At 69.3% G+C, this 17244-nt stretch carries 13 protein-coding genes; 9 read left to right on the forward strand and 4 right to left on the reverse strand.

Annotation, left to right across the window (positions count from 1 at the left end):
• Positions 1 to 42: 42 nt before the first annotated feature.
• Together ACFSXZ_RS38845 and eccE are read right to left on the reverse strand one after the other, a co-directional pair.
• Positions 43 to 765, reverse strand: coding sequence for a hypothetical protein (locus tag ACFSXZ_RS38845; protein WP_378271306.1), 723 nt, complete (start codon positions 763 to 765; stop codon positions 43 to 45).
• Complete coding sequence (gene eccE, locus ACFSXZ_RS38850; RefSeq protein ID WP_378271307.1) at positions 762 to 1940, reverse strand: type VII secretion protein EccE; 1179 nt, start codon at positions 1938 to 1940, stop codon at positions 762 to 764. The genes ACFSXZ_RS38845 and eccE overlap by 4 nt, the downstream gene beginning before the upstream one ends.
• Before the next feature lie 465 nt (positions 1941 to 2405).
• Between eccE and eccB the strand changes: the two genes are divergently transcribed.
• Positions 2406 to 4001, forward strand: a complete 1596-nt coding sequence (eccB, locus tag ACFSXZ_RS38855; RefSeq protein ID WP_378271309.1) for a type VII secretion protein EccB — start codon at positions 2406 to 2408, stop codon at positions 3999 to 4001.
• A 78-nt stretch (positions 4002 to 4079) separates the two neighbouring features.
• Here the strand turns inward: eccB and mycP are convergent, their stop codons facing one another.
• Together mycP and eccD are read right to left on the reverse strand one after the other, a co-directional pair.
• Entirely contained in the window at positions 4080 to 5486 is a 1407-nt protein-coding gene (mycP, locus tag ACFSXZ_RS38860) for a type VII secretion-associated serine protease mycosin (RefSeq protein ID WP_378271311.1), read from the reverse strand.
• Positions 5487 to 5498: 12 nt separating this feature from the next.
• Positions 5499 to 6866 (reverse strand): type VII secretion integral membrane protein EccD, encoded by a 1368-nt coding sequence (gene eccD, locus ACFSXZ_RS38865; RefSeq protein WP_378271313.1) that lies wholly within the window; start codon positions 6864 to 6866, stop codon positions 5499 to 5501.
• Positions 6867 to 7081: 215 nt separating this feature from the next.
• On the opposite strand from eccD, the gene eccCa reads away from it, so the two are divergent.
• The 8 genes from eccCa to ACFSXZ_RS38905 all read left to right on the forward strand — a co-directional run bounded on the left by eccCa (position 7082) and on the right by ACFSXZ_RS38905 (position 17197).
• The gene (gene eccCa, locus ACFSXZ_RS38870; RefSeq protein WP_378271315.1) at positions 7082 to 11089 is read left to right on the forward strand and encodes a type VII secretion protein EccCa; all 4008 of its coding nucleotides are present in this window, start codon (positions 7082 to 7084) and stop codon (positions 11087 to 11089) included.
• 255 nt (positions 11090 to 11344) lie between these two features.
• Entirely contained in the window at positions 11345 to 13210 is a 1866-nt protein-coding gene (locus tag ACFSXZ_RS38875; protein ID WP_378271316.1) for a type VII secretion-associated protein, read from the forward strand.
• Positions 13211 to 13424: 214 nt separating this feature from the next.
• Positions 13425 to 13742, forward strand: coding sequence for a WXG100 family type VII secretion target (locus tag ACFSXZ_RS38880; RefSeq protein WP_378271318.1), 318 nt, complete (start codon positions 13425 to 13427; stop codon positions 13740 to 13742).
• A 57-nt stretch (positions 13743 to 13799) separates the two neighbouring features.
• Positions 13800 to 14093 carry a WXG100 family type VII secretion target gene (locus ACFSXZ_RS38885; RefSeq protein WP_378271320.1) on the forward strand — a complete coding sequence of 98 codons (294 nt, stop codon included), beginning with the start codon at positions 13800 to 13802 and terminating at the stop codon, positions 14091 to 14093.
• A 287-nt stretch (positions 14094 to 14380) separates the two neighbouring features.
• Positions 14381 to 14833, forward strand: coding sequence for a 50S ribosomal protein L13 (gene rplM, locus ACFSXZ_RS38890; RefSeq protein ID WP_378271321.1), 453 nt, complete (start codon positions 14381 to 14383; stop codon positions 14831 to 14833).
• A 14-nt stretch (positions 14834 to 14847) separates the two neighbouring features.
• Positions 14848 to 15315 carry a 30S ribosomal protein S9 gene (gene rpsI / locus ACFSXZ_RS38895; protein ID WP_378271323.1) on the forward strand — a complete coding sequence of 156 codons (468 nt, stop codon included), beginning with the start codon at positions 14848 to 14850 and terminating at the stop codon, positions 15313 to 15315.
• 167 nt (positions 15316 to 15482) lie between these two features.
• Positions 15483 to 16817, forward strand: a complete 1335-nt coding sequence (gene glmM, locus ACFSXZ_RS38900; protein WP_378271324.1) for a phosphoglucosamine mutase — start codon at positions 15483 to 15485, stop codon at positions 16815 to 16817.
• 59 nt (positions 16818 to 16876) lie between these two features.
• Positions 16877 to 17197 (forward strand): acyl carrier protein, encoded by a 321-nt coding sequence (locus ACFSXZ_RS38905; protein ID WP_378271325.1) that lies wholly within the window; start codon positions 16877 to 16879, stop codon positions 17195 to 17197.
• Positions 17198 to 17244: the final 47 nt, after the last annotated feature.

A 17244-nucleotide genomic window follows, 5' to 3' on the forward strand; every position in this document is an offset into this window, starting at 1 on the left:
GGGTTATCCACAAAATATCCCCCGGTTGTCCCCAGGGTGTGTTCAGTCGCCGCGGCGGACCGGACCCAGCAGTTGCTGTTCCTTCGGCGTCGTGACCAGTCGCAGCGGCCGCCAGAGATTCTGGCCCAGCGCCACCACCTGGTCGTCCTTGAGCGTGGTGAGCTGACGCATCATCTGGGGCGGTAGCCGCCAGATGCGCGCCGCCAGTTCGGCCTGACCGACGGGCAGTCGCTGCATCAGGACGATGTCCGCGGCGTTGGCCACCGTGCTCGCCTGGGGATGCAGGTACGGCAGCACGTAGACGGTGGTCTGCCAGGGCGACCGCGGCGGGAACAGGTCCTGCGGGGTCGGCCCGCCGTCGGTGACGACGAGCAGCGGCGCGTCTTCCGAAGGCCGGGGCAACTCGACCGGGGAGAGGCGCCGGATCTGCACGAGGGGGGAAGGTCGCCCGTTCGGCTGGTTCCCGGCCGAGGTGGGGAGCACCTGCCAGGCCGCGGGCCGTCCCGTCGCGATCACCACCCAGGCGCCGACGGCCATCGCGCGCAGCGCCACCTGCCGGGCCAGGTAAAGACCCCCGACCAGCACGATCCTGGTCGGCGCCGAGCGCAGCGCGGAGATCGTCAGTGCCTCGCCCTGCAGGCCCGAACCGACCACGATGCCTCCGCGGTCTCCGGACGGGCTGATCGCGTCGAGCAGTACCGGGTCGACCGCGAACTCCGGTGCGACACCGTTGTTCCGTCCCGGATCGCGTAAGCGCAGACTCATGCGGTGCCTCCGATCGGCATGGTCGCGGCCAGGCCTTCCACCTGCAGGCCCCGCAAGGGAGTGAGCGACACACCGACACGGTCGGCGAGCGTGTTGAGCCTGCCGTCGGCGGTGTCCAGTTCGCGGCGGTTGCGCGCGCTCAACCGCACGACGCCGCGAAGCCCCACCTGGCCCTCGTCGTCGGACGGGGAAATCGACATGGCGACCGTGGCCGACAGGGCTCGGACGCTCGTCAGCGCGTTGAGGGTGTTGGCGATCTTGCCCTTCGGCCATGAGGTGATGGCGTAACTGGCGTGCCCGATGCCGGCCGCGGTCACGCTCGTCCAGTGCTCCTTCATGGCGACCCGCGCGGAATTGCCGGTCACCGCGGACAGTTCGGCCGCGGAGATGCCCGCGCGCAGCACTTCTTCCGGATCGAGCGGCCTGGTGGGCACGCCACGGGACTCCAGCGCGTTGCGGACTCGCGACAGCGCCCCGATCAACGCCCGGTGCGCTCCCACGACACCACCACCGCGTTCCCGGATGGCGGCCGGGCAACGGCGGGGGTCGAGCCGGACCGCCACCCACGTCGTGCGCCGGGCCGCGGCCGGCAGGGGGCCGAGCACCTCCATGTAGGAGCTCAGCGCGGGCGATTCCGACGGCAGTGCGGCACTGCCGGGGTAGGTGTGCCAGATCATCTGGATCGAGTCGAGGACCACGCCCCGGTCTTCCAGGCACGGTGCCAGCGACGACAGCGGAAGGCTGGGTGCGCCGCCTGCCTGGGTGATCAGCGCGGGCATCGGTTCCACGAGGAGCACGGCGGTCCAGGTGCCTTCGTGCCAGGCAAGGCCGACGCGCTCACGTTCGTGGTCGATCCCGTGCGCCACCACGAGATCCGGGACGACCAGCCGCAGCAGGCTGACGCGGACGTCCTCGGGCCCGGTCACGGTGTCCTTCTCCGCGGCGACGGGGTCGGTGGTCGGAGGAGGCGGCTTGACCACTCGGTCGTGCGTGCGGAACGAGTAGCGCAGGGTGAGACGGACCCACTGGGTGAACCACTGCCCGCGCCAGCGCAGAATCGCGATGATCAGCGCGACGGCGAGCACGCCGGTGCCGACGTAGAGCAGGCGCGTGTTGATCGCGAGCAGGATCAGACCGATCGCGAACCCGACCTCCAGCACGACCACGTTGCCCACCGGCAGCGGGCCGAGGGTCGCGCCGAGGGCCCGGCGCCGGGCCGGGGGAGCGACGGGCGTCGGCGCGGAACCCGAGGGCTGGGAACCGGAAGGACGTCCGGTGCCGCCAGGGCCACCCGGACCTCCTGGGCCCCCGGGACCTCCGGGCCCCCCAGGACCTCCAGGCCCACCGGGACCTCCCGGACCGCCGGGGCCACGCGGACCAGCAGGTCCGCCGGGACCTCCTGGCCTGCCTTGATGCGGCGGCGGACCACCCGGTCGTCCCCGGGGCGGCGGCGGTCCCGACGGGCCGCCCGGACGTGGAGGAGTGGTGACCGACATCCGCGCGTTCTCTTCCCCTCGTGCGTAGTGCCTACCGGAGCGCGATCGGCGGCGGGCGGAGTTTGGGAGAAACCCCCACTCGCGCCCTTCCCGTACCGCTATCCTGCGAAACCGTACCGCGACTCGGGGAGCTGTAGGTCGAGAATGCCGTCAACACCGACAACAAAGTCTCAGGTCCAGGCATACCGGTTCGTGCTGCGGCGGATGCAGTCGGCGCTCGTCCGGCGCGACTCCGTGATGCTGCACGATCCCATGCGCAGCCACGGGCGGGCCACCGTCGTCGGGTTTCTGCTCGGCCTGCTGGGGATGGTCGGATTCGTGGTGTTCGGGCTGCTCAGCCCCTCGCCGTCGGTTCCCGACGCGCCGGGGATCGTGATCGGCAGGACCTCCGGTCAGATCTACGTGGTCTCCGGCCCCCAGAAGACGCTGACCCCGACGTTCAACCTCGCCTCCGCGCGGCTTTTGCTGATGTCCCAGCAGCAGGGCGGCAACGCGCAGGTCGCCGATCCCACCGTGGTGCCCGACGAGTCGTTGAAGGACCTGCCACGCGGAAGGCGTACCGGCCTCGTCGACGGTCCCCAGTTGCTGCCCAGCGCGAGCCAGCGGATCGGGGACAACTGGGCGGTCTGCGACAAGATCGTGATCAACTACCGCCTGCCCGAACAGGTGAGACTGCCGCAGTCCACCCGGGAGACCTCGGTCTTCGCCGGAGTGCCGGAGCTGGGCACCGAACTCGCGCCGGATCAGGCCATCCTGGCACAGGCGGAAAACGACAAGTTCTACCTGATCTACCGGTTACCCAGTAATCCCAACGATCCTTCCGCGAACAACACGGTGCGTGCCGAGGTCGACCCGGCCGACAAGGCCGTCGCGAACGCGTTCAAGCTCAACGGCCCGATTCCACGCCACGTCTCCATCGGTCTCCTCAACGCCATTCCCCAGGTGCGGCCGCTGACCGTGCCGTCGATCCCGAACAAGGGCGGCACGGCGAACTTCGCGGCGCTGCGGGCGCAAGGGCTCACCAACGGGAGCGTGTTCGCCGTCCCGACCACGAGCGGCCTCGAGACCTATGTTCTGCTGCCCGGCGGTATCCAGAGGGTTTCGCAACCGGTGGGTGACATGCTGCTGGCGCAGTCGGGGGTGGTCACGCCGCCGCTGGTCGCTCTGGAAGGGATCAACGACATCCGCCAGATCCAGCCGACGAGCGCCGACGCGCTGCCGGTCACCACGATGCCCGCGGTGGTCCCCACACTCCTTGACGCGCAACGTTTCCCGACCGCGTGCCTGGGGTGGAGCCTGGTCGGCAACCGGCCGCACACCGCCTTGTACGTCGGTTCGGATCTGCCGACGCCCGCGGGCAAGAAACTCATCGACATCGGCAAGGCGGGCCCGAACGGGACCAAGATCGATCACTTCTACATGCCGACCGGGCGGGCCGCGGTGATCCAGTCCGCCACGTCCGAGGACACCTTCGGCAAGGGGCCGATCAGCCTGGTCAGCGACAACGGGCTGCGATACGGCATTCCGGACGTCACCACGGCGAAAGGCCTGGGCATCTACGATCCGTTGCCGCGACCGGCACCGGAATCGATCATCGGGTTGCTGCCGACGGGCGCGTCGCTGAACGTTGCCGACGCGCAGCGAAGCTATGACGACATCGAGGTCCGCCCGGGTACCGGTAGCTATCCGGGTCAGGCCGCTCCACCCTCGTCGTCCGGCGCGTCAAGCCCGCCTGGCTGAGAAGAGAAGGAAGGTGGCTTTACTACGGATCTTCCGTAGTAAAGCCACCTTCCTCGCAAACCGCGTCGTGCGGGGGCCTCAGGCCCGGCGGTTCCGGCGGATGGTCCGGACCACGAACATGGTGACCAGCAGGACGGCCAGACCGCCGCCCGTGCCGGCGAGCGCCACGATCATCGGCGCCCAATCCCGGGGAGTGGCGGGCGGCAGGCCCGAGGGCAACTGCTTCGGCGGCGGTGAGGAGAGACCTTCCTCGGCCGGCACGATCGCGGTCAGCGCGGCGATCGGATCGACGACCCCGTACCCGATGTACTGGTCGTGTCCGCCCGGCGCGCCCGGATGCTGCGCGGTCGCCTCGATCCGGCGCATCACCTGGCGCGCGTTGAGATTCGGGAACTGCGCACGCACCAGCGTGGCGAGCCCGGCCACGTACGGCGCGGCGAAACTGGTGCCCTGGATGCCTCCGGCCTTGCCACCCTCGACCACCTGGTTGGCCAACCCGGACGAGGACGGGTCGAGCGAAGTGATGTTCGTACCCGGCGCGGCCACGCTCACCCACGGTCCCCGCATGCTGAAATTCGCCACGGAGCCGTCCTCCTGGATAGCGGCGACGGAGAGGACGTCGTCGGAAAACCAGGGCGGGGTGACGATCGACTGGGGTGAGTCGGCGTCGGCCTGTTCGTTCTGCTTGCAGGCATCCGAAGTGTTGCCGGCCGCGGCCACGATGACGATGTTCTTCTCGACCGCGTAATGGATGGCGGCCTGCAAGGCCTTCTCCTGCGCGGAGATTCCGCCACCGGCGGTCCGGCAGTTGTCGATCGAAATATTGGCCACGCTGATGCCGCCGAGGTTGGCGGCGTGCACGATGGCTTGCGCCAGCGTCAGCAGGTTTCCCGCGCCGTCGCCCTGCTGGCGGCTGCCCTGCTTCACAGTGGACTGGTCGCCCACCGAGTAGTTCTGACTGGTCTGGCGGATGGACACGATCGTGGCGTCCGGTGCCACGCCCTTAAAGCCGATGTCGGTCGGGGTCGAGGCGGCGATGATGCCGGCCACCTCGGTGCCGTGCCCGTCACAGTCCTCGAGTCCGTTGTCCGGGTGGACGTAGTCGCCACCGCCTTGCACCTTCAGGTAGGGATGCCTGGCCACCCCGGTGTCGATGACGGCGACCTTCTTACCGGTCCCCATCCCGCCGGTACTGGCCTGAACCAGTTTCTGCGCCTGGTCGATCTGGAGGTAGTCCTGGCTCCACGGCCTGTCCCGGAGCACGCCGCTCAGTGTCTGATCGTGCGTGACGCACTCGGTCTTCTTCACATAAGGCTTGTCGGGTTGCCCCGAGTCGTTCGGCAGGTAGCTCATGTTGACCGCGGGAGGTGCCCATTTCGCGGTCGCGTCACCGGTCTGCGCGACGGCGGTGAGCGGGTTGGCCATACCCAGCGCCGCCGCGAGTGCCACCGCGGCCGCCCGGGTGGATGCGGTTGTCGTGCGCACGCGCGCCACTCCTCAGCTGCCGAAGGAAACGTGCCGCAGCGTGGTGTAAAGGTCCATGACGGCGAGGGCCAGGGGGAGCACCGTCGCGATGCAGACCGCCTCGAAGATTTCCACGGACCGGCGCAGCGGCGGCGAGAAGCGCTGGTTGGGGAAGACCACCCCGACCACCAGTCCGCCGGCGGCGACCAGCACCAGTACGCCGAACACCCACAGCAGACGGCCCATCGGGTGCTGGGAGAACAACCAGCTGAGGAGGATTCCGGCGGCCGAAACCATGCCGGTGGTCAGCAGGGCGACCGCCTGCGCGCCGTTGGCGTAGGAGCGGGCGCGCAGCAGCAACACGAGCGTCGCGACGACCGCGGTGATGATGCCGAACGCGCTGGGCGAAGTGGCCGTGACGATCGCCGCGACGGCGGTCGCGCCGCCGCAGCCGATCAGCAGGCCGGTCATGTAGTTGTGGGCGACCGCCGTGCGGTGCTCGATCGCGGTGTAGTCCGGGAAGGCGTCGTCTTCCTTGAGTTCCTCGGCCGTGCCCGGCACATGGGGCAGCGGCAGTTTCGCCAGCCAGATGGTGGCCCTGGGCAGGAACGAGATGGCGGCGAGCGAGACCGCCGCGGTGCCGGCGGCGATACCGGGCGCGGGGTGCGCGATGAGGGTCGCGACGGTGAACGCGAGGACCCCGATGACACCGGCGGTCGCGGCCGCGATGAACGTGGTGATACCGACGCCCATGATCATGATCGCCGCCGCCGCGACGATCACCACCAGACCGCTGCCCAGCAACAGGTTCGCCCGGATGGTCAGGCCCGGCACGCCGGAGAAACCGGCCACGAACGCGAACGGCAGCCCGCCCGCGGCGGCGATCACGACTCCGGTGGCTTCGGCCTGGTAGCCCTTGGCGAGGGTGGCGCCGACCGCGACGCACGCGATTGTGGCGACCCCGGCGGTCAGCGCGACGGCCAGTCCGCTGCCGCCGAACAGCGGTCCCGCCATGAACAGTGCGAACGCCGCGACGATGAGCGCCAGTCCGCCCGCGATGTGGCCGATGCGCTGCGCGGTTTCCTTGGTCCACGGCCGGAAGCTGTCCGGGTCCGCGTCGGCGATCGCGTCGACGACATCGTCGTAGAGGGGCGGCGGCGGATTTTCGTTGCGGCGCCTCAGTTGCAGCAGATCACCGTCGACGACGCCGAGGGAGGCGAGCGTGCGGCTGGGGTCCAGCGGCGAGTCGCCGAGTTTGGCCAGCGCCCACCCACCGTGCCGGGCACCGCCGTCGGGCGTGGTTTCCCGCGCCATCTCCAGCAGCATCGGCATCAGGTCGGCGACCGGGACGTCGGCGGGCAGTGCCACGTCGATCCTGGTACGCGGAGCGACCACTGTCACCCTGCTGAATACTGTCGTGCCCGTAGCCACCTGCGGCCCCCTGACCTTGCGAGTTCGGTGCAGGCTACTTATACCGAACTTGCTGACCGGGCAGGGGCGGGATCCGCAAAATTTCGCTGGTACTCCCCTCTGCGGGGCAGTGATTCGCTAACGTGTTCCTCGAGCCCTGGGGGTCGCGTCCTGGGAGTTGCCGAGTTCGAAGAGGGGTCCTTCCGGTGAGCACGCTGCAGTTCAAGAGGTCACCACGGCTCGCCGCGCCGCGTCCGCCGGGAGGCGAGGTCCACCTCGAGCCACCGCCGGAGGTTCCCCGCACGATTCCGGGCAACGTCGTGCAGAAGATGATGCCCGTGGTCATGGTGGTGGCCACGCTCGGCATGGTCGTGGTGATGTTCACCAGCGGCGGGGCCGCCGCGCGCAACCCGGTGACCATGATGTTCCCGCTCATGATGATCATGTCGATGGGAGGCATGTTCGCCGGTGGCGGCCGTGGTGGCGGCGCCAAGAAGGCGGAGATGAACGAGGACCGCAAGGACTACCTGCGGTACCTCGGTCAGATGCGCGACCGGGCCCGCGAGGCCATGGCCGACCAGCGGGCCTCGCTGGAATGGGTCCACCCGGACCCGCAGGCCCTGTGGTCGATGGCGGCCACCCGCCGGATGTGGGAACGCCGCCAGAACGACTCCGACTTCCTGCATCTGCGCGTCGGCCGCAGCTCGCACCGGCTGGCCACGCGTCTCGTGCCGCCACAGACCGGTCCCGTCGACGAACTGGAGCCGATCGCGACGCTGGCGCTGCGCCGGTTCGTGCGCGCGCATTCGATCGTGGCGGACCTGCCCACGCAGATCACGTTGCGCGGGTTCGCCGCGGTGAGCCTCCAGGGCGACCGTGAGCTGACCCGGGGTCTGACCCGCGCCATGCTCGCCCAGCTCGTCACCTTCCACAGTTGCGACGACGTGCTCATCGCGGTGGCCACCGCGGGCCGGGCCAAGGCCGAGTGGGAATGGGCGAAGTGGCTTCCGCACGTCCAGCATCCCGAACTGTCCGACGGTATCGGCCAGATGCGGATGATGGCCGGTTCGCTGGCCCAGATCGAGCGGTTCCTCGACGTCGAACTCCGTGAGCGGCCCCGGTTCTCGCGCAACGCCTCGCCGAGCCCCGATCAGCCCCACATCGTGATCGTCATCGACGACGCCGAGGTCACCCGCGAAGAACAGATCATCCTCGAAGAAGGACTGGTCGGCGTCACCCTGATCGACCTGTCCGACTCGCTGGGGAACCTGCCCGCCCGCCGCGGTCTCCGGCTGGTGGTGGAAAAAGAACGGGTCGGCGCGCGCAGCGCGGGCGGTGTCGAATGGTTCGGCAAGCCGGACTTCCTCACCGTGGTCGAGGCGGAAGCGTTGTCGCGCAAGCTTTCGCCGTACCGGGCCGGGGTCGCCGCGCAGGAGGCCGGTGACGAGGAACCGTTGCTGGCCAACCCGACGCTGCTCGAACTGCTCGGTATTCCGGGCGACCCGATGACCTTCGACGTCCAGCAGGCCTGGCGTCCGCGCCCGGTCCGGGACAAGTACCGGGTGCCCTTCGGCATCGGCGAACACGGCCAGCCGGTCGAGCTGGACATCAAGGAGGCCGCGGAGGAGGGCATGGGCCCGCACGGCCTGTGCATCGGCGCGACCGGTTCCGGTAAGTCGGAGTTCCTGCGCACGCTGGTCCTCGGCCTGCTCGCCACCCACTCCAGCACCGCGCTGAACATGATCCTGGTGGACTTCAAGGGTGGCGCCACCTTCCTCGGCCTGGACAAGGCGCCGCACGTGGCCGCCACGATCACCAACCTGGCCGGCGACCTCAGCCTGGTCGACCGGATGAAGGACGCGATCGCCGGCGAAGTGGCGCGACGGCAGGAAGTCCTGGCCAAGGGCAACTACAAGAACGTGTGGGACTACGAGAAGGCGCGCGAGAACGGCGCCGACCTCGACCCGCTGCCCGCGCTCTTCATCTGCATCGACGAGTTTTCCGAGATGCTGACGGCCAAGCCCGACTTCATCGACATCTTCCTGCAGATCGGCCGGGTCGGCCGGTCGCTGCAGATGCACATGCTGCTCGCGTCGCAGCGGCTCGAAGAGGGCAAGCTGCGTGGTCTGGACACCTTCCTGTCCTACCGGATCGGTCTGAAGACCTTCTCCGCCGCGGAGTCGCGGGCGGCGATCGGCGTGCCGGACGCCTTCGAACTGCCGCCGATCCCGGGGTCGGGCTATCTCGGGACCCAGGGCGGTGGTCTGGTCCGGTTCAAGGCCGCCTACGTGTCCGGTCCCTACCGGCCCGCGGGCATGCAGGCCGCCGGGCCGGTGGCCAACGTGGTGCGCGCCGACAAGCGGCCGCAACTGTTCGTGCCGGACTTCGTCGAACTGCCGCCCGAGCCGGAGCCGGAGCCGGAGCACACGGCGCCGGTGCAGGCCAAGGAGCCCGACGCCAACGAACCCTCCGAGCTGGAGGTCATGGTCGACCGGCTGATCGGCCAGGGCCCGCCGGCGCACGAGGTGTGGCTGCCGCCGTTGAACGAGCCGAACTCGCTCGACACCCTGCTGCCGAACCTCAACCCGACCGAGGACCGCGGCCTGTCGCCGGTCGGGTTCTTCGGCAACGGCAAGCTCCAGGTGCCGGTCGGCATCGTGGACCGGCCGTTCGAACAGCGTCGTGACCCGCTGTGGGCGGACTTCTCCGGCGCCGCCGGGCACGGGGTCGTGGTCGGCGGTACGCAGTCGGGCAAGTCGACCTTGCTGCGGACGCTGATCATGTCGATGGCGCTGGCCAACACCCCCGAAGAGGTGCAGTTCTACTGCATCGACCTCGGTGGTGGCACGCTCGCCTCGCTCGCCGGACTGCCCCATGTCGGCGGGGTCGCGGTGGCCCGTCGTGAACCGGACAAGGCGCGCCGGATCGTCGCCGAGCTCAACACCCTCGCCAACACCCGGGAAGGCCTGTTCGGCTCGCTCGGCATCGACTCGATCACCGACTTCCGCAACCGGAAGCGGCGTGGGGAGATCTCGCCCGAGCAGGACCCGTTCGGCGACGCCTTCCTCGTGGTGGACGGCTGGCGGGCGATCCGCGACGACTTCGAGGAACTGGAACCGCAGATCACCGCGCTGGCCCAGCGCGGTCTGGCCTACGGCGTGCACGTGATCATCTCCGCGACCCGGTGGGCGGACATCCGGCCGGCGATCAAGGACGTCCTGGGCACCCGGTTCGAGCTACGGCTCGGCGACCCCAGCGAGTCCGAGTTCGACCGTCGCGTCGCGGTGAACGTGCCCGAAGGACGGCCTGGTCGCGGGCTGACCAGGGATCGGTTGCACCTGCTCACCGGTCTGCCGCGGATCGACGGTTCCAGTGACGTGGAGACGGTCGGTGCCGGCGTGGTGGACGCCGTGACCAAGATCAAGACGGCGTGGAAGGGCCGGGTCGCGCCGCAGGTCCGGCTCCTGCCCGAGCTCATCACCTACGATGAGCTGGCCGCGGTCGACAAACAGCGCAACACCAAGCTCGTGCCCATCGGCATCAACGAGGACGAGTTGGCGCCGGTGTACCTCGATTTCGACGCCGACCCGCACTTCGTCGCCTTCGCCGACGGCGAGTCGGGCAAGACCAACCTGCTCCGTCAGATCGCCCGGGGGATCACCGAGCGGTACACGGCGAAGGAAGGCGTCATCGTGCTGGTCGACTACCGGCGCACGATGCTCGGGTATGTCCAGGACCCCCACCTGCTCGGCTATGCCGTGTCGTCCAACCAGTTGGACGAGATGATCAAGCAGATCGCGGGCTCGATGACGCGGCGGCTGCCCGGGCCGGACGTCACCCAGGAACAGCTGCGCACCCGGTCCTGGTGGAAGGGCCCGGAACTGTTCGTGCTGGTCGACGACTACGACCTGGTGGCCACCCAGACCACCAACCCGCTCAAGCCGCTGTCGGAGTTCCTGCCGCAGGCCAAGGACGTCGGGCTGCACATGATCGTCGCGCGCCGCACGGGTGGCGCCTCGCGGGCGGCCTATGATCCGATCATCGGGAAGCTCAGGGAGATCGCGGCACCGGGCATCGTGATGAACGGCAGCAAGGACGAGGGCCAGTTGCTCGGCAACGTCAAGCCGGGCCCGATGCCTCCTGGCCGGGGTGTCCTGGTCAGCCGGAAGGTCGGCAAGCAGTTGATGCAGGTGTCGTGGATCCAGCCGGAGTGAGCCCGAGCCCGCCGGTGTACGTGAGTGAACAGAGCGCTATGCACAAGTAAGGTTGCCGGTGGTAGCGAGATGTGACGCGCTCGCGAAGCTACGGGGGCGGGAAGGCAGGCCGCTTTTGTACGCGGTTGGCGCCCGGACGCGGATGTCACGGCCTGGCTGCCCGCGCCCGTGGGCGCGTACTGAATGACGCTGACAGTGTCGTCGTCTTGACACGGTCCACGCGCGAAGCCGGGCCACGGCGAAGGGAAGCCCCGCGTGACGTTGAAGGTCGCGGTCGACTTCGGGACCTCGAGTACCTGCGTGGTCGTGTCCAGGCACGGGCGCGACCCGCAGGTCGTCGTCATCGACGGGCAGCCGCTGATGTCCAGCGCGGTCTACGTCGCCGGTGACGGCACGGTGTTCGTGGGCCAGGAGGCCGACCGCCAGGCGGCGATGGATCCCTCGCGCTACGAGCCGAACCCGAAACGGCGTATCGACGAAGGTGAGCTGCTGCTCGGCGACACCGTCATCCGGGTGACCGATGTCGTGCACGCGGTGCTGGACCGGGCGGTGTCGGAAGCGCGGCGGCTGGCCGGAGGCGCCGAGGTCGACCTGCTCGTGCTCACGCATCCCGCGGACTGGGGCGCGGTGCGCACCAGGTTGCTGCGTCAGGCCGCCGGTGGGCTCGCGCGTGAGGTCGTCCTGGTGCCGGAACCGGTCGCGGCGGCGGTCTTCCATGCCGTGACCTTCGCGCCGACGGAGGTCGCGCGGGACCGGACGGTCGAGCTGAGCACCCGGCCGGGGGAGACGCTGGCCGTGCTCGATCTGGGCGGCGGCACCGTGGACGTGAGTGTGGTGAGCAGACCGGCGAATCCCGGCCACCGCGGCGGTTTCGAGGTCCTCGCCACCCGGGGCGACCCGAGTTTCGGCGGCGCGGACATCGACCAGATGCTGCTGGAACACCTGGGCGAGTCGGTCTCCTCGGCCGATCCGGAAGCGTGGCGGCAACTGGTGGAAGGCCGTGAACTCGCCGACCGGCGGCGGCGGCGCGTGCTGCGGCAGGACGTGCGGGGGGCCAAGGAGACGTTGTCGCGGCACACCTACACGGACGTGCCGATGCCGCCGCCCTTCGCCGACGCGCACGTGACCCGAGAGGACCTCGAGCGGTTGATCGAGGCGCCGCTCGGCCGCGCGGTCGAGCTCACCCGGGCCGCGATCGAGGCGGCGCGCCTGCGGCCCCAGCAACTCACCGCGATCTTCCTGGTGGGCGGGTCGAGCCGGATCCCGATGATCTCGCGGCTGATCCACGAGGCCACCGCGGTGGTGCCGACCACGCTCGATCAGCCGGAAACCGTGGTGGCTCGTGGTGCCCTGCTCGCCGCCACCGGTCCGGGTTCCCGCGAACGGCCTCCGCCGCCACGCGCCCCCGTCCCGCGGCCGAATCCCGTCCAGCGCCCCGATTTCGTCGCCACACCGGCCGGTCCCCGTCCCGCCTTCACTCCCGCTCCGCAGGCGCAGCGGGCGGCGTTCGGGCCTCCGACGGCGCTCGCCGCGCCTTCACCGTCGGCTCCGACCGTCGCCATGGGCAAGCCTCGCCGGTCCCGCAAACTGCCGTGGCTGATCAGCGGTGCCGTCGTGGTGGTGGTCGCCGCGGTCACCGGGACCGTGCTCCTGCTCGACCGGGGTGGCGACGCGAAACCGCCGGCGGGCAAGGTGGTCGCGCAGTATCACTACAGTTTTTCCGCGCCGGTGGACTGGCTCCAGACCGGCGGCCGTCCGGAATTCCGCGAAACCGTGATCAAACCGAACGACCTGGCACAGGGCAACGACGCCATCGCGGTGCAGGAGGCGTCACTGACCATCGACGCGACCGCGCATCGCGAGCAGTGGACCGAGTCGTTGAAAACCCAGGTGCTGCAACAGGGATCGCATTATTCGGGGTTCGACGCCAACGCGAATTTCGCCGGGCGTCAGGTCGTTTACTACCGGCAGGCCGCGGAAGCGGGGTCGATCGACTGGTACGGCCTGGCAACGGGGAACGTCCAGGTGAATGTGGGCTGCCAGTACACGACCCCGGCCGTGCACGAACGTGTCGCCGCGGCGTGCGAGCAGGTCGTGCGGTCGGTGCAGATCGCGCCCTGACGGCTTTCCGCCGGTCGCGGAGAGCGCTTTCGCAACCGCGAATTACGCAGGTCAGCGCGGTGGGCGCGGAGCGTTCCGGAATGGCGCATTCACGCTCGCAACTACTTGCGGGCAAACCAGGACAGGGCGGAACCGGACATGGCATCGTCTTCGTCGTAGGGCCGTACGAACGAACGAGTTCGGCCAACACCACTGACGAAGGGGGTCATACCTCATGGCTGAAGGCTTCACCGGGACACCGGCCGATTTCGCCGACGCGCACCAGAAGGTCAACAACGCCAAGCAGGAAATGGACGGGCAGCTGGCCAAGCTGCGGAGTGACATCGAGGCCACCCGGGATGGCTGGCAGGGCCCGGCCGCCATCGTCTTCAACCAGGTGATGGAGGCCTTCAACGAGAAGTCGACGAAGCTGAACCAGGCGCTCGAGCACATCGGTGAGATGCTCAAGCAGTCGGGCGTGCAGTACGACTCGCAGGAAAGCGACACGCACCAGCAGCTGTCCGGACTTCAGTCGGCCCTCGAGGGTCTGTAAGTCGCGAGCTTCGATTCATCGGCCACACAGTCTTCTTAGCGAAAAACGGAGGGAAAAATGTCCGACGCCATCAAGGTCAGTTACCAGACAATCGAAGAGGCCGGCAACAGCTGCAAGACGGCCGGCGGCCAGATCGAGGACGTGTTCGACCGCCTCAAGTCGCAGCTGGCTCCGCTGACCAGCACCTGGACCGGCCCGGCGCAGGAAGCGTGGGGTCAGCGCCAGGACGAGTGGAATCGCGCTCTCGGCGAGATGAACGCCCTGCTGGCTCGCATCGCCACCGCCCTGCCGCAGATCGCCGACGCCTACCGCGGCACCGACCACGGCATCACCAAGATGTTCGGCGGCTGATCCGCCTCAGCCCGTTCGATCAGGCGCCCCCAGCCCCGGGACGGGACTGGGGGCGCCTGGTTTTCGCCGAAGCCTCGAACGGGTGACGGTCGCGTAGAGTGTCACCCGATCGCACCGGTTTCCCGGTTCAGTCGCGTCACCCCCGCCCAGGGAAGCCCGAAGGGGCACCCCGCTGCACAGGTGGCCGGACCGGGAGGGTATCTTCATATGTCGTTGTGCGTTGCGGCGCACTATGGCGTTTGGCCCGCACACGACCCCACAAGCAATGTTGACGACGAGGTAGACCCTTGCCCACGTACAGCCCCAAGCCTGGCGATGTCACCCGTGCCTGGCACGTGATCGACGCCGAGGATGTCGTGCTCGGCCGGCTCGCGACCGAGGTCGCCACGCTGCTGCGCGGCAAGCACAAGCCGACCTTCGCGCCGCACACCGACACTGGTGATTTCGTCATCATCGTGAACGCCGAGAAGGTCGCGCTCACCGGTAACAAGCGCGAGCAGAAGTTCGCCTACCGTCACAGCGGCTACCCCGGCGGTCTCCGCAAGCGCTCCTTCGGGGAGTTGCTGGACACCCGTCCCGAGCGGTTGCTGGAGAAGGTCGTCAAGGGCATGCTGCCGAAGAACAAGCTCGGCCGCGCCCAGGCGAAGAAACTGAAGGTCTATGCCGGGCCCGAACACCCGCACGCCGCGCAGCAGCCGCGGCCGTACCAGATCACCAAGATCGCGCAGGTGGCCCAGTGAGTGAGGAACAGTCTGTGACCAGCACCGAGACCGAGGCCGTCGCCGAGGTCACCTCCAGCGAGACGCCGGCGCCCGAGCGTCCGTCGCGTGCCGCGGGCGGGTCGGCCCAGACCGTCGGCCGTCGCAAGGAGGCCGTCGTCCGGGTTCGTCTCGTCCCGGGGACCGGCCAGTTCAAGCTCAACGGCCGCAGCCTCGAGGAGTACTTCCCGAACAAGGTGCACCAGCAGCTCATCCGCGAGCCGCTGATCACCGTGGAGAAGCCGGAGTCGTTCGACATCTTCGGCAACCTCACCGGCGGTGGCACCTCCGGTCAGGCCGGCGCGCTCCGCCTGGCGATCGCACGTGCCCTGGTCGAGGTCGACGGTGACGACCGCCCAGCCCTGAAGAAGGCCGGATTCCTGACTCGTGACGCGCGCGCCACCGAGCGGAAGAAGTACGGTCTGAAGAAGGCCCGCAAGGCGCCGCAGTACAGCAAGCGCTGATCGGCTCCCGTATCGCGCGAAGGCGCCCATCCGGCCCCGGATGGGCGCCTTCCTGCTTTTCCGGGCCTCCGCGAACGGGAGGTCACGGTGAAGTGCCGGGGCGCGGCTAACGTGCGCCGCGGGGCCGCTAGGTTGTCGGGGCTGCAGAGGTTCGAGGAGAGGATCAGATGGCTCGCCTGTTCGGCACCGACGGGGTTCGTGGCCTGGCCAACGGGGACCTGACCCCGGAACTCGCGCTGTCCGTCGCGGCCAGCGCGGCCCGCGTGCTCGCCGCGCACGACCGTTCGCACCGCCCGGTGGCCGTGGTCGGCCGCGACCCGAGGGCCAGCGGCGAGATGCTGGAGGCCGCCGTCGTCGCCGGGCTGGCGTCCGCGGGGGCCGACGTGCTGCGGGTCGGTGTGCAGCCCACCCCGGCCGTCGCGTACCTGGTCGCCGCGCTGGACGCCGACCTCGGTGTGATGATCTCCGCCTCGCACAACCCCATGCCCGACAACGGCGTCAAGCTCTTCGCGGCCGGTGGGCACAAGCTTCCCGACGGTATCGAGGACGAGATCGAAGCGGGCCTGCACGCGGAGTCGGTCCGCCCGACCGGCGCGGGTATCGGTCGCGTCACGGACGTCGAAGACGCGCTCGACCGGTACACCGAGCACCTGCTCGCCGCCACGCCGCACCCGCTCGCCGGCCTGCGGGTCGTCGTCGACTGCGCGAACGGCGCGGCGTCGGTCGCCGCCCCGGAGGTGTACCGGAAGGCCGGTGCCGAGGTGATCGCGATCCACGCCGAGCCGGACGGGATCAACATCAACGACGAGTGCGGCTCCACCCACCTGGAGCAGGTCAAGGCGGCCGTCCGTGAGCACGGTGCGGACCTGGGGGTGGCCCACGACGGTGACGCCGACCGCTGCCTGGCCGTGGATGCGGACGGCGAAGTGGTCGACGGCGACCAGATCATGGCGATCCTGGCCCTGGGCATGGCCGAGGCCGGTGAACTGACTCACGGCACGCTGGTGGCCACGGTGATGAGCAACCTCGGCCTGCACCTCGCGATGCGGGAGCACGGGATCGAGATCCGCACCACGGCGGTCGGTGACCGGTATGTGCTCGAGGAGTTGCGCACCGGCGGGTACGCGCTCGGGGGTGAGCAGTCCGGTCACGTCGTGTTCCCGGCGGTCGCCACCACGGGTGACGGACTGCTCACCGCGCTGCGCCTGATGAGCCGTGTCGCCGAGACGGGCAGGCCCTTGGCGAAGCTGGCGGCGGTGATGCGCAGGCTGCCGCAGGTGCTGGTGAACGTGCGGGTCGCGGACAAGGCGGCGGTGGCCGGGTCGTCCGCGGTGCGCGACGCGGTGCAGGCGGTGGAGGCCGAACTGGGCGGGCAGGGCCGAGTGCTGCTCCGGGCCTCCGGAACCGAGCAACTCGTGCGTGTCATGGTCGAGGCTCCGGCGGAGGAAACCGCGCAGGCCGCCGCGGAACGGCTGGCGGGTGTCGTTTCCACCGTGTCGTAGTTGTGTCTTGACACCCAGTAGTCTGTCGTCATGGGAATGGTGGAGCTCGGGCTGGGGCAGTGGAGTGGGCCGCCGGGCGGCCCCTGGCCACGATGACCGGCGCGCTCGTGGGCGAAATCAAGAAAATCGTCTGCGATCTGCTGGACCTCGATCCCACCGAGGTCGACGAGGCGACGCCCTTCGAAGACCTCGGCATGAGTTCGACTTTGCGCGTGCGCCTGCTCGCGACCGTCGAGACGCACTTCGACGTCCTGGTGGACACCGGTGAACTGGCCCGCCTGGTGAATCTGCGCGAAGCCGGTGTGGTCGTCGCGGAGGCCCTCGAACGGCGCCGGAGCGGAGTGGCCGACGTCGTGAACTACGGCGAAAACCCGGCGTGACGGGTGCATGCCTGTTGACCGGTGGGTAGATTCTTGGCGGATGCGCG

The organism is Amycolatopsis pigmentata, assembly GCF_042684065.1.
Classification (GTDB): domain Bacteria; phylum Actinomycetota; class Actinomycetes; order Mycobacteriales; family Pseudonocardiaceae; genus Amycolatopsis_E; species Amycolatopsis_E pigmentata.

Excerpts from the sequence above, each read along its gene's own strand:
- ACFSXZ_RS38845 (WP_378271306.1), bottom strand. The coding sequence starts at position 765 with ATGAGTCTGCGCTTACGCGATCCGGGACGGAACAACGGTGTCGCACCG.
- eccB (WP_378271309.1), top strand. The coding sequence starts at position 2,406 with ATGCCGTCAACACCGACAACAAAGTCTCAGGTCCAGGCATACCGGTTC.
- ACFSXZ_RS38880 (WP_378271318.1), top strand. The coding sequence starts at position 13,425 with ATGGCTGAAGGCTTCACCGGGACACCGGCCGATTTCGCCGACGCGCAC.
- ACFSXZ_RS38885 (WP_378271320.1), top strand. The coding sequence starts at position 13,800 with ATGTCCGACGCCATCAAGGTCAGTTACCAGACAATCGAAGAGGCCGGC.
- glmM (WP_378271324.1), top strand. The coding sequence starts at position 15,483 with ATGGCTCGCCTGTTCGGCACCGACGGGGTTCGTGGCCTGGCCAACGGG.